This is a genomic window from Tenacibaculum pacificus, assembly GCF_027941775.1.
GTDB lineage: Bacteria > Bacteroidota > Bacteroidia > Flavobacteriales > Flavobacteriaceae > Polaribacter > Polaribacter pacificus_A.
In genome coordinates, this window is record NZ_CP115917.1 from 1,134,545 (window position 1) to 1,147,632 (window position 13,088).

General features: G+C 29.3%; 11 protein-coding genes and 1 pseudogene. 11 read left to right on the forward strand and 1 reads right to left on the reverse strand.

Going from position 1 to position 13,088, the window contains the following annotated elements:
* Positions 1 to 96: 96 nt before the first annotated feature.
* Positions 97 to 1,260: a proline dehydrogenase family protein gene (locus tag PG913_RS05210; protein ID WP_271232134.1), complete on the forward strand. Its 1,164-nt coding sequence runs from the start codon at positions 97 to 99 to the stop codon at positions 1,258 to 1,260.
* A 90-nt stretch (positions 1,261 to 1,350) separates the two neighbouring features.
* Positions 1,351 to 3,123 carry a translational GTPase TypA gene (typA, locus tag PG913_RS05215; protein ID WP_271231932.1) on the forward strand — a complete coding sequence of 591 codons (1,773 nt, stop codon included), beginning with the start codon at positions 1,351 to 1,353 and terminating at the stop codon, positions 3,121 to 3,123.
* A 41-nt stretch (positions 3,124 to 3,164) separates the two neighbouring features.
* Here the strand turns inward: typA and PG913_RS05220 are convergent, their stop codons facing one another.
* Positions 3,165 to 4,343, reverse strand: coding sequence for an AbiH family protein (locus PG913_RS05220; RefSeq protein WP_333780813.1), 1,179 nt, complete (start codon positions 4,341 to 4,343; stop codon positions 3,165 to 3,167).
* A 321-nt stretch (positions 4,344 to 4,664) separates the two neighbouring features.
* Between PG913_RS05220 and hisG the strand changes: the two genes are divergently transcribed.
* The 9 genes and pseudogenes from hisG to PG913_RS05265 all read left to right on the forward strand — a co-directional run bounded on the left by hisG (position 4,665) and on the right by PG913_RS05265 (position 13,000).
* Positions 4,665 to 5,522, forward strand: a complete 858-nt coding sequence (hisG, locus tag PG913_RS05225; RefSeq protein ID WP_271231933.1) for an ATP phosphoribosyltransferase — start codon at positions 4,665 to 4,667, stop codon at positions 5,520 to 5,522.
* 17 nt (positions 5,523 to 5,539) lie between these two features.
* Positions 5,540 to 6,829 carry a histidinol dehydrogenase gene (gene hisD, locus PG913_RS05230; protein WP_271231934.1) on the forward strand — a complete coding sequence of 430 codons (1,290 nt, stop codon included), beginning with the start codon at positions 5,540 to 5,542 and terminating at the stop codon, positions 6,827 to 6,829.
* Complete coding sequence (gene hisC, locus PG913_RS05235; RefSeq protein ID WP_215044112.1) at positions 6,822 to 7,847, forward strand: histidinol-phosphate transaminase; 1,026 nt, start codon at positions 6,822 to 6,824, stop codon at positions 7,845 to 7,847. Before hisD ends, hisC begins: the two co-directional genes overlap by 8 nt.
* A gap of 55 nt (positions 7,848 to 7,902) precedes the next feature.
* Positions 7,903 to 9,036 (forward strand): bifunctional histidinol-phosphatase/imidazoleglycerol-phosphate dehydratase HisB, encoded by a 1,134-nt coding sequence (hisB, locus tag PG913_RS05240; RefSeq protein WP_271231935.1) that lies wholly within the window; start codon positions 7,903 to 7,905, stop codon positions 9,034 to 9,036.
* 5 nt (positions 9,037 to 9,041) lie between these two features.
* Complete coding sequence (gene hisH, locus PG913_RS05245; RefSeq protein ID WP_271231936.1) at positions 9,042 to 9,623, forward strand: imidazole glycerol phosphate synthase subunit HisH; 582 nt, start codon at positions 9,042 to 9,044, stop codon at positions 9,621 to 9,623.
* A gap of 9 nt (positions 9,624 to 9,632) precedes the next feature.
* Positions 9,633 to 10,346, forward strand: coding sequence for a 1-(5-phosphoribosyl)-5-[(5-phosphoribosylamino)methylideneamino]imidazole-4-carboxamide isomerase (gene hisA, locus PG913_RS05250; protein ID WP_271231937.1), 714 nt, complete (start codon positions 9,633 to 9,635; stop codon positions 10,344 to 10,346).
* Entirely contained in the window at positions 10,340 to 11,092 is a 753-nt protein-coding gene (gene hisF / locus PG913_RS05255) for an imidazole glycerol phosphate synthase subunit HisF (protein ID WP_233884866.1), read from the forward strand. The genes hisA and hisF overlap by 7 nt, the downstream gene beginning before the upstream one ends.
* Positions 11,089 to 11,672: pseudogene (gene hisIE / locus PG913_RS05260) on the forward strand (bifunctional phosphoribosyl-AMP cyclohydrolase/phosphoribosyl-ATP diphosphatase HisIE). Before hisF ends, hisIE begins: the two are co-directional and overlap by 4 nt.
* 176 nt (positions 11,673 to 11,848) lie before the next feature.
* Positions 11,849 to 13,000, forward strand: a complete 1,152-nt coding sequence (locus PG913_RS05265) for a class I SAM-dependent methyltransferase (RefSeq protein WP_271231938.1) — start codon at positions 11,849 to 11,851, stop codon at positions 12,998 to 13,000.
* Positions 13,001 to 13,088 lie beyond the last annotated feature (88 nt).

Sequence of the window (13,088 nt, forward strand, 5' to 3'; positions counted from 1 at the left end):
ATTAAATTTAAAGCAAAAATAAATAGAAAAAACTAAAATATATCATTGAGTACATTTATATTTGTGTTTGAAATAAAAATAACACGACTTCCATTAATGACAATTTTTAACAACACCGAAACTGCTTTTAAATTAAAATCTGACTCAGAGTTAGAACGCGCATATTTTTTATTTAAAATGATTCAAAATCAGCCAATGGTTCGCATTGGTACAGCAGTCACTAATTTTGCTTTAAAAGCGCACTTACCTGTTGAAGGTTTAATTCGTTCAACTGTTTTTGACCATTTTTGTGGTGGAGTAACCGAAGATGACTGTTTACCTAATATTGATAAAATGTACACTAAAGGTAATGTGTATAGTGTATTAGATTATTCAGTAGAAGGTAAAGAAGCTGAAGAAAGCTTTGATGATGCTCTTAATAAAATTGTAAGAATTATTCAATTTTCAGATGAAAAAGAATCAATTCCGTATGCAGTTTTTAAACCAACAGGATTTGGACGTTTTGCTTTATATCAAAAATTAAGCGAAAAAAAGGAATTATCTGATGATGAAAAATCAGAATGGGCTAGAGTTTTAAATCGTTTTCATACTGTTTGTAAATTAGCTGTAGAAAAAGATGTTCCTTTATTAATTGATGCAGAAGAAAGTTGGATGCAAGATGCAGCTGATGATTTGATTGAAGAATTAATGGAATTGTATAATAAAGACAAAGCTATTGTTTTTAATACATTACAAATGTATCGTCATGATCGTATGGATTATTTACGTGCTTTATATCAAAGAGCTCATCAAAAAGGGTATCATATTGGTATGAAAGTAGTACGTGGTGCTTACATGGAAAAAGAACGTGAAAGAGCTGAAGAAAAAGGGTATGCTTCTCCTATCTGTAAAGACAAAGAAGCTACTGATGAAAACTATAACGAGGCTGTTCATTTTATGATGGAACATAAAAATATGGCTATTTTTGCAGGTACTCATAATGAAGAAAGTTCTTATTTATTAATGAACTTAGCTAAAGAGTATAGTATAAAACCAACTGATAAACGTATGTGGTTTGGTCAGTTATATGGTATGAGTGATCATATTAGTTTTAATTTAGCCAAAGAAGGTTATAATGTAGCGAAGTACGTTCCTTTTGGTCCTGTACGTGATGTGATGCCTTATTTAATTCGTAGAGCTGAAGAAAATACCTCTGTAGCAGGGCAAACTTCAAGAGAACTTAATTTAATAAAAATAGAAAGAAAACGTAGAAAACTGTAATGAATACAGTAGGTAAAATAAATTATTTACCTAGTAGTGTTTTATTTATATATAAAACACTAGTTTTGCAACTTTAAAAAACGACCAAGAATGCAACCAATTAGAAATATTGCTATTATAGCCCACGTTGACCACGGTAAGACAACCTTAGTTGATAAAATTATAGATCAAGCAAAAATATTAGACGATCGTAAAGAACGTACTGATTTATTGTTAGATAATAATGATTTAGAGCGTGAAAGAGGAATTACAATTCTTTCTAAAAACGTATCAGTAAACTATAAGAACACAAAAATCAACGTAATAGATACACCTGGTCACGCCGATTTCGGAGGTGAAGTAGAGCGTGTATTAAAAATGGCTGATGGTGTTTTATTATTAGTTGATGCATTTGAAGGACCTATGCCACAAACTCGTTTTGTATTAGGTAAGGCCTTAGAATTAGGTTTAACTCCTATTGTTGTAGTTAACAAAGTAGATAAAGAAAACTGTACTCCTGACATCGTTCACGAAAAAGTTTTTGACTTAATGTTTGCTTTAGAAGCTACTGAAGAGCAGTTAGATTTTACTACTGTTTACGGTTCTGCTAAGAACAACTGGATGAGTACTGACTGGAAAAATGAAACTGATAATATCGTACCTTTATTAGATGCTGTATTAGAATCTATTCCTGCTACTAAGTATAACGAAGGAACTCCTCAAATGCAAATTACTTCTTTAGATTTTTCTTCTTTTACAGGAAGAATTGCTATTGGACGTATTTTCCGTGGAGATTTAGAAGCTGGTAAAGATTACATGTTATGTAAAGCTGACGGTACTAATAAAAAAGTAAGAATTAAAGAATTACACGTATTCGAAGGAATGGGTAAAGTTCAAGTTGATAAAGTTCCTTGTGGAGATATCTGTGCTATTACAGGTATTGAAGGATTCGAAATTGGTGATACTATCGCTGATTTAGAAAACCCAGAAGCATTACCAAGAACAGAAATTGACCAGCCTACTATGAGTATGTTGTTTACAATTAACAACTCTCCTTTCTTCGGAAAAGAAGGTAAATTTGTAACTTCTCGTCATATTCGTGACCGTCTGTTTAAAGAATTAGAAAAGAATTTAGCTTTAAAAGTTGAAACTACTGATTCTGAAGATAAATTTAACGTTTTTGGACGTGGAGTATTACATTTATCTGTATTGATTGAAACAATGCGTCGTGAAGGATATGAATTACAAGTGGGAAGACCACAAGTAATTATTAAAATGGTAGATGGTAAGAAACATGAGCCAATGGAAACATTGTCTATTGATGTACCAGAAGATGTTGCTTCTAAAGCGATTAACTTAGTATCTCTTAGAAAAGGAGATATGTTAGTTATGGAGCCTAAAGGAGATTTACAACATTTAGAATTTTCTATCCCTTCTCGTGGATTAATTGGTTTAAGAAACAAGATTTTAACAGCAACTGGAGGTGCAGCAATTATTAACCACAGATTTAGTGAATATGGTCCTTATAAAGGAGACTTTACTGAAGAAGTAAAAGGAGCTATCGTTTCTGCAGCAACTGGTAAAGCTACTGCTTATGCGTTAAACCGTTTACAAGATAGAGGTAAGTTTTTTATTGATGTAAATCAAGAAATTTATGTTGGACAGGTAATTGGTGAAAACAGCAAATCTGATGAGATGGCTGTAAACTTAATTAAAGGAAAGCAATTAACAAACATGCGTAAATCTGGAACAGATGATGCTATGAAAATTGCTCCAAAAATTGATTTTTCTTTAGAGGAAAACATGGAATACATTAAAGCTGATGAGTACTTAGAAGTTACTCCATTAAGTTTACGTATGCGTAAAATTAACTTTAAAGCATAATTTTAACAAATTATATTTTAAAATTTTATATAAAAAACCACCTATTTATAGGTGGTTTTTGTTGTTTTAATAGTAACATGATTACTTTTTCTTGGAAATAACTCTTTTTCTCTTTCATTAATTGTAGTATAATCAATAGATGTCATTAAAGGGAAATTAACAGATTGTTGTAAAGAAATTACTTTTTTTCTTAAAGAAGCTTCTGAATCAAATATTCTAGCAAGGTTTGCGTGTAATTCAAATGAATTGTCTTCTTTTTCTTTTTCACTATCTAAATCAGAACGTTTTAATAATTCAATATTTTGACAAGAATTATTATCTAAAATGGTTTTTAAAATAGTTTTATCTGTTCCTCCTAATGAATGACCGATTACTAAAACATCATATCCATCTTTAAAAGCAGCTAATTGATTAAGAACTTTTCTGTAATTTTTGCTTTTTAAATAATCAAAAGTTTTAAAATATTTTAAAAAATCATTATTTTTACTAGCTTTCATTTGTTGATACATTTCGTCTGTATCATCTCCATAACCAAAAATAATATCTTCGGATAAACTATTGTGAATATGTATGTTGGAATTAATATTCGCCAAATCACGATAACAGTTTATAGTATTTGTATAATTAAAATTAATGAAAGAGATATTTTCTCTATCGATAAAATGATTTTCAAAAGAATTATTTACAGAACCACTCCATGTTGGTTTTATTTTATCGTTTAAATATTTTTTTAAGGCTTCTTTTATTTCTTGTAAATTTTTATTAAGTATGTCTAATTCTTCATTATGATTTTCTTTTGGTGAATTATAAATACCTTTTAATTCTTCATAATATGCTTGTTCTATGTCAAACCAGTTTTCAAAGGAATTTGAATATAGTTTCCCCAGTAATTTGTTAGATATTAAAAGTTTAATATAGTCATTGTTAGAATTTAAACATTGTAAAACTTCATTTATATTCTGATTAGATATATGATTTAAAAGGTTTTTAAGCCAGTCTAATTCTAATTCATTATAGCTAAATGCCACAGTAGTACCTTTATATTTAATTATATTTTTGTTTTGAACAAACTTGTTATTTAAAAAGTGCTTTTTAGAACTGTTACTATCTAAGTTTAATAACTCATCAACAATAATTTCTTCTAAATAATAATTAGCAAAATCGTTATAACTTGTTTTTAATCCGTGGGCTAAATCAAAGCCATTACCGATAATTACAATTAAATTTTTACTTTTTTTCTGTCATGAGTTTTTAAAGTAAATATATTAACTTTTTAAATTAATTTGTTTAATTTTTATTTTTCCTTGTGAGATATCAAAAAAAAACAAATATTTGCAGTAAGAATAAAGAACATGAATTTTAATCAAGTACATCATCATCATTCTCATATTTGCACTCAGGCGAACTAAAGATGTATTGACTAAAAACAACATATATTTTAAACCCGTTTGAGCAAATCAAGCGGGTTTTTTATTTTTAAAAAATAAAGTAAACTACACGTTAAAAATTTGCTCAAATTAAATTGATAAATAAAAATTAAGATGAGTAAATTAAGAATTGCAATTCAGAAATCAGGAAGATTAAACGAAGATTCATTAAGTCTTTTAAAAAATTGTGGTATTTCTATCGATAATGGAAAAGACCAATTAAAAGCCGTAGCAAGTAATTTTCCTTTAGAAGTTTTTTATCTTCGAAATGGCGATATTCCTCAATATTTAAAAGATGGTGTTGTCGATATTGCTATTATTGGTGAAAATTTATTAATTGAAAAAGGAGGAGATATTGAGTTCATTGAAAAATTAGGTTTTTCTAAGTGTAAAGTATCTTTAGCAATTCCTAAAGGTGATGAATACACAGGATTATCTTATTTTCAAGATAAGAGAATAGCAACATCATACCCGAATACAGTTCAAAATTTTCTGAAATCAAAAAATATTACTTCTCAATTACACATCATTAACGGTTCTGTTGAAATTGCTCCAAATATTGGATTGGCAGACGGTATTTGTGATATTGTATCAAGCGGATCAACTTTATTTAAAAATAATTTAAAAGAAGTAGAAGTTATTTTAAGATCGGAAGCTGTTTTAGCGGTTTCTCCGAAATTAGAAGCATCTCAAAAAGAATTATTAGATAAACTTCAATTTAGAATTCAATCAGTTTTAAAAGGAAGACGTTCGAAATATATTTTATTAAACGCGCCGAATGATAAATTAGAAAAAATCATCAATATTTTACCAGGAATGAGAAGTCCTACGGTATTACCATTGTCTGAAAAAGGATGGAGTTCTGTACACTCTGTTTTAGATAAAAATGAAGTTTGGGAAATTATAGACGAGCTTAAAAAGAATGGAGCAGAAGGTATTTTAGTATGCCCGATTGAAAAAATGGTTGTTTAAAAAGCAAAGATAACAAAATGAAGATTATACAGTATCCTCAAAGAAAAGATTGGAAACCTCTTTGTAAAAGAGCAACTTTTAACGAAAATAGTTTACAAGAAACAGTACAAGCTGTACTAAAAGATGTAAAACTTAATAAAAACGAAGCATTAACAAAATATGCAGCATTATTTGATAAAGTAGCAATTTCTTCTTTTGAAGTAACAGCTACAGAAATCGAAGAAGCTGATAAATTAGTTAGTTCGGAGTTAAAAGAAGCAATTCAATTAGCAAAAAGTAACATTGAAGTTTTTCATAATTCTCAAAAAGAGGAAGAGAAAAAAGTAGTTACTACTGCAGGTGTTACTTGTTGGCGTAAAAGTGTTGCTATCGAAAAAGTTGGTTTGTATATTCCAGGAGGATCTGCACCTTTATTTTCAACTATTTTAATGCTAGCAACTCCTGCAAAAATAGCAGGTTGTAAAGAAATCGTATTGTGTACGCCTCCAAATAAAGAAGGAAAAGTTCACCCTGCAATTTTATATACGGCGGCATTAGTTGGCGTTACCAAAATTTTTAAAGTTGGTGGAGCTCAGGCTATTGCAGCAATGGCGTACGGTACAGAAACTATTCCTAGTGTGTATAAAATATTAGGTCCAGGAAATCAGTATGTAACAAAAGCGAAAGAATTAGTTCAGCAAGAAGGGCTTTCTATTGATATGCCAGCAGGACCAAGTGAAGTTTTGGTTATTGCAGATGAAACTTCAAATGCGGCATTTGTAGCTGCTGATTTATTATCACAAGCAGAACACGGAGCAGATAGTCAAGCAGTTTTAGTAACAACTTCATTAGAAGTTTCAGAAAATGTACTTGCCGAAGTAGCGAAGCAAGTAAAAGTATTACCTAGAAGAGAAACTGCCGAAAAAGCATTAGAAAACAGTTTTGTAGTTGTTTTAAATTCTTCGGATGAAATGATTGATTTTAGTAATGTATATGCACCAGAACATTTAATTATTGCTTCTGAAAATGCATCAATATATATTGATAAAATAATTAATGCAGGTTCAGTATTTTTAGGAAATTATAGTTGTGAAAGTGCAGGTGATTACGCAAGTGGTACAAATCACACTTTACCAACAAACGGGTATGCAAAAAATTATAGTGGTGTTTCTTTAGATAGTTTTATCAAAAAAATTACTTTTCAGGAAGTAACAAAACAAGGAATAGCTACTATCGGAAAAGCAATAGAATTAATGGCAGAAGCCGAAGGTTTACAAGCACACAAAAATGCTGTTACTTTAAGATTAAAAGATATTGAAAATGTTTAATTTAGATAAAATAGTTCGCCCAAATATTCAGAAATTAAAGGCGTATTCATCAGCAAGAGATGAATTTAAAGGAACTGCAGAAGTATATTTAGATGCAAATGAAAATCCTTTTGGAGTTTTAAATAGATATCCTGATCCTAGACAAATAAAAATTAAAGAACGATTATCAGTAATTAAAAAAGTTGCTGAAAATCAAATTTTTATAGGAAATGGTAGTGATGAAGTAATTGATTTAGCATTCAGAATTTTCTGTGAACCAGGAAAAGATAAAGCCTTAACATTTTCGCCTACTTATGGTATGTACGATGTTTCTGCAGGTATTAACGATGTTGAGTTGATTAAACAACCTTTGGTAAATGATTTTCAAATAAGTTTGAACCAATTAGAACCATATTTAGATATGGAAGAGGTGAAAATTATATTTATTTGTTCGCCAAATAATCCAACAGGTAATTGTTTCGATGATGAAACGATTGAATATATATTGGAAAATTTTAATGGAGTAGTAATTATTGATGAAGCTTATATTGATTTTAGTTCAAGAGCTTCTTATAGTACTAAATTAGAGAAATATCCAAATTTAATTGTAAGCCAAACTTTTAGTAAAGCTTGGGGATTGGCAGGAGTAAGAGTTGGTGCAGCATACGCAAATTCGGAAGTTATCGATTTGTATAATAAAGTAAAACCACCTTATAATGTTAGTACTTTAAATCAAGAAGCTGTAGTAGCATCTTTAGATAATTTAGCTCAGTTTGAAATCAATAAAAACATTATTATCAACGAAAAAGAAACGTTGATAAAAGAGTTAAGCGATATTAAATTAGTTAAAAAAATATATCCTACCGAAGCTAATTTTATTCTGATAGAAGTAACGGATGCAAATGTAATTTACAATAAATTAGTAGCCGATAAAATAATTACCAGAAACAGAAATACGTTAGTAGATAACTGTTTACGAATTACGGTAGGAAGTATAGACGAAAATAAACGATTAATCACAGCATTAAAATCAATTTAATAATTATCACTTCAAAAATAAATTAACGGAGTATTTTTATTGAAAATCAGCACACGTGAAAAAAGTATTATTTATAGATAGAGACGGAACTTTAATTAAAGAACCAGCAGACGAACAAACAGATTCATTCGAAAAATTAGAGTTTTATCCGAAGGTATTTCAAGGATTAAGCAAAATAGCTAAAGAATTAGATTTCGAATTGGTTTTAGTTACAAATCAAGATGGATTAGGAACAGAAGTGTATCCAGAAGATACTTTTTGGCCTGTGCATAAATTTGTAATGCGTACATTGGCTGAAGAAGGAATTGTTTTTTCAGAAGAAATTATTGATATTACTTTTGCTAAAGATAATCAGCCTACAAGAAAACCAAATACAGGTTTGTTAACAAAGTTTTTTTCGGAAGAATATGATTTAGCAAACTCATTTGTTATTGGAGATCGTTTAACAGATGTTGAATTAGCAAAAAATTTAGGAGCAAAAGGGATTTATATAAATGATGAAACTTTTTTAGGTACTGATGAAATTACCGTTAAAAGAAGTGCATTAGATGATTTTATCGCCTTAGAAAGTAGCGATTGGAATGCTATTTATGAGTTTTTAAAGTTAGAAGAAAGAACATCTGAAATTGTTAGAAATACCAATGAAACTAAGATTGATATTAAATTAAATCTTGATGGAACTGGTAAAAGTAATATTAGTACAGGAATTTCTTTTTTCGATCATATGTTAGATCAAATTGCACGTCATGGGCAAATGGATTTAGATATTCAAGTTAAAGGAGATTTAGAAGTTGATGAACATCACACAATTGAAGACACCGCTATTGCTTTAGGTGAAGTTTTTAACAAAGCTTTAGGTAATAAATTAGGAATAGAACGTTACGGTTTTTGTTTGCCAATGGATGATTGTTTAGCGCAAGTAGCTATCGATTTTGGAGGTAGAAATTGGTTAGTTTGGGAAGCAGATTTTAAAAGAGAAATGGTAGGTAAAATGCCAACAGAAATGTTTTTTCACTTTTTTAAATCGTTTACAGATGGAGCTAGATGTAATTTAAATATTAAAGCCGAAGGTGATAATGAACATCATAAAATTGAAGCTATCTTTAAAGCATTTGCAAAAGCAATAAAAGTTTCTGTAAAAAGAGATAGTAGTAAAATGATTTTACCATCAACTAAAGGAACGCTATAATTAATATGATTGCAATTATAAAATACAATGCAGGTAATATACGCTCTGTTCAAAATGCTATTACTCGTTTAGGGTACGATAGTATTATAACAGATAACCCTGCTGAAATACAACAAGCCGATAAAGTAATTTTTCCTGGTGTTGGCGAAGCTAGTTCGGCAATGGCATATTTAAAAGAACGTAAATTAGACGAACTTTTAGTATCGCTAACCCAACCCGTATTAGGTATCTGTTTAGGATTACAACTTATGGGAATGTCTTCAGAAGAAGGAGATACAAAATGTTTAGGTATTTTTAATACGGTTACAAAAAAGTTTCCGCCTTTAGAAAAAGTACCACACATGGGATGGAATAGTTTTGCTGAAATTAAATCATCAAAAATCATCAAAAATTTAAATAGTAATGATGATGTATATTACGTACATGGATATTATGCAGAAGTTTGTGAGCAAACAATAGCAACCTGTAATTATATACAGCCATTTAGTTCAATTATGCAAAAGGATAATTTTTATGCGATGCAATTTCACCCTGAAAAATCAGCAAGTATTGGTGAAAATTTATTGAAAAACTTTTTAGAATTATAAAATAAGAAAATGAGAATTATACCTGCCATAGATATTATTGATGGAAAATGTGTACGCTTAACAAAAGGTGATTACGCAACCAAAAAAATATATAACGAAAATCCTGTTGAAGTAGCCAAAGAATTTGAAGACAACGGAATTGAGTATTTACATTTAGTAGATTTAGATGGTGCTAAATCGCAACATATTGTAAATTATAAAATATTAGAACAAATTGCAGCTAAAACTAATTTAAAAATTGATTTTGGTGGTGGATTAAAATCTGATGAAGATTTACGTATTGCTTTTGAAAACGGAGCTAGTCAAATAACTGGAGGTAGTATTGCAGTTAAAAACCCTGATGTTTTTACAGGATGGATAAACAAGTATGGTAGCGATAAAATTATTTTAGGTGCTGATTGTATCAACAGAAAAATAGCAACTCATGGTTGGTTAGAAACATCAGAAGTTGATGTTGTTGACTTTATCAAACAATATGAACAAATAGGCGTGAAAAATACTATTTGTACAGATGTTGCTAAAGATGGAATGTTACAAGGTGCTTCTGTAGATTTATATAAAGAAATTTTAAGTAAAAGCGATGTAAATTTAATTGCTAGTGGAGGTGTTGCTAGTATTGACGATTTAATAGAGTTGAAAGAAATAGGTTGTGAAGGCGCTATTTTAGGAAAAGCTATTTACGAAGGTTATATCAGCTTAAAAGAATTACAAAAGCTATGTTAAAAAAAAGAATAATACCTTGTTTAGATATTAAAAACGGAAGAACTGTAAAAGGTGTTAATTTTGTTGATATTAAAGATGCTGGTGATCCGATAGAATTAGCAAAACAATATGTAAAAGATGGCGCTGACGAATTAGTGTTTTTAGATATTACAGCTACTCTAGAAAACAGAAAAACATTAGTTGATTTAGTTGAAAAAATAGCACAAGAAATAAACATTCCTTTTACTGTTGGAGGTGGAATTAGTACTGTTGATGATGCATTAGCTTTAATAAAAGCAGGTGCAGACAAAGTGAGTATTAATTCATCGGCAGTAAAAAATCCGCAGTTAATTACCGATTTAAAAAATAGATTTGGAAGTCAGTTTGTAGTGGTTGCTATTGATACTAAACATATCGATAATCAATGGAAAGTATTTACAAAAGGAGGTACTAACGAAACTGAATTAGAAACAGTTGCTTGGGCTAAAGAAGCAGAAAAATTAGGAGCTGGTGAAATTTTACTAACTTCTATGAATAGTGATGGAACTAAGGCTGGTTTTTCAATTGATATAACGAACTCAGTGAGTAGCGCAATTAATATTCCAGTTATAGCATCAGGAGGTGCAGGTAAAGAAGTACATTTTAAAGATGTATTTACAAAAACTCAAGCTAGTGCAGGTTTAGCAGCAAGTATTTTTCATTTTGCTGAAATACCAGTACCACAACTTAAACAATATTTAAAAGAACAAAATATACCAGTACGATGAATATAGATTTTACAAAAGGAGACGGGTTAGTTCCTGTAATAATTCAGAATGATACCACATTACAAGTTTTAATGTTAGGGTATATGAATGAAGAAGCGTTCTTAAAAACAAAAGATACAAATAAAGTTACTTTTTTAGCAGAAGTAAAAGTAGGTTGTGGACAAAAGGAGAGGAGTCTGGTAACTTTTTAGCAGTAAAAGATATTCAAATCGATTGCGATAACGATACTATTTTAATAAAAGTAATACCAGCAGGACCAACGTGTCATAAAGGAACTACATCGTGTTTTGCTGATGAAACTCCAAAAGGTTTTTTATATGAATTAGAGCGTATTGTTTCTGATAGAATTGATACTGATCATCCAACTTCATATACAAATAAATTGTATAAAAGAGGAATTAATAAAGTTGCTCAAAAAGTTGGAGAAGAAGCTGTAGAGCTTGTTATTGAAGCAAAAGATAATGATGCCGATTTATTTAAAAATGAAGCTGCCGATTTATTTTATCATATTGTGATTCTTTTAAAAGCAAAAGGTTTTACGTTAAGTGAAATAGAAGCAGTTTTAAAAGAAAGAAATTAATAGTAATTATTATAATAAATAAGAAAAAGATAGCAAGTTTAAACTTGCTATCTTTTTTTTAAAACTTTATTTATTACTGAAAATGAAATCATTCAAAACTATTTTTGATTAATTAGTTCAGCTAAATTTTATTACTTATTACTAATAAACCAAAGCATATTAACTATTTTTGCAAAATGAATGAATTCCAACAATTAAAAGACACCTTAAACGAAAGCGTTTTAGATAATAATTTTGTAAAACTAACATTAAGTAAACCTATCAAAAAAAGTGATGGATTGCCAAATGTATATGTTCGTTTGGTAAAGATAAAAGGAACAGAAATGTTTCAATTTACGTATCATTATAATACAAATGATAAGGTTAAAAACTATACAGTTTCAGAAGCTATTACTGAAATAGAAATTTTATTGATGGATAACTTTAGAGCAGCAACGTTGTTTACATTATCTAAAGATTTATTGATATTTATATCTAAAAGAAAACTAGTTTCTTACCGAGTAAATGCCGCTAGTTTTAAGCATAAATTACCTGAAACACACGACAAACCAAAAGAGCGTTTAGCCGAAGCAGGAAGTTATTTACATCACTTAGGAATTACCGACAAAGAAGGAAAGGTTATTCATAAAATGGCAGATAAATATCGTCAAATTAATAAATATTTAGAAATTATTGAAGGTTTATTAAAATCTACAAAATTACCAAAACATATTAATATTGTTGATATGGGATCGGGTAAAGGCTATTTAACATTTGCTTTGTACGATTATTTAGTAAATCAAAAAAAATACAGCGCAACCGTTACAGGTATTGAGTTACGTAAAGAATTAGTAGATTATTGTAATGATGTTGCAGAGAAATCAGTATTTACTAATTTATCATTTGTAGCACAGCCAATTCAAGAATACGATAACAATAAAATTGATATTTTAATAGCATTGCACGCTTGTGATACCGCTACTGATGATGCTATTTATAAAGGTTTATCAGCAAAAGCAGAATTGATTATTTGTGCACCTTGTTGTCATAAACAAATTCGTCAGCAAGTAAAAGGAAAAGAGCAAGAAAGTCCGTTATTAAAATATGGAATTTTTAAAGAACGTCAGTTTGAAATGGTTACAGATACTATTCGTGCGTTAATTTTAGAAAAAAGTAATTATAATACAAAAGTTTTTGAATTTATAAGTAACGAACATACTCGTAAAAACGTAATGTTAGTAGCAAGTAAATCAATAAAAAAGAACGATATATCTAAAATTGATGCTAAAATAGCAGGTTTAAAAGAAGCTTATGCTATCGAAAATCATTACTTAGAAACACTTGTGTAAAATATTTATTTTGATGTTTTTATATAAAAAGCCACCAAATTGGTGGTTTTTTTAGTTTATCTATCTATGTGAAATTACATTTTTTTTA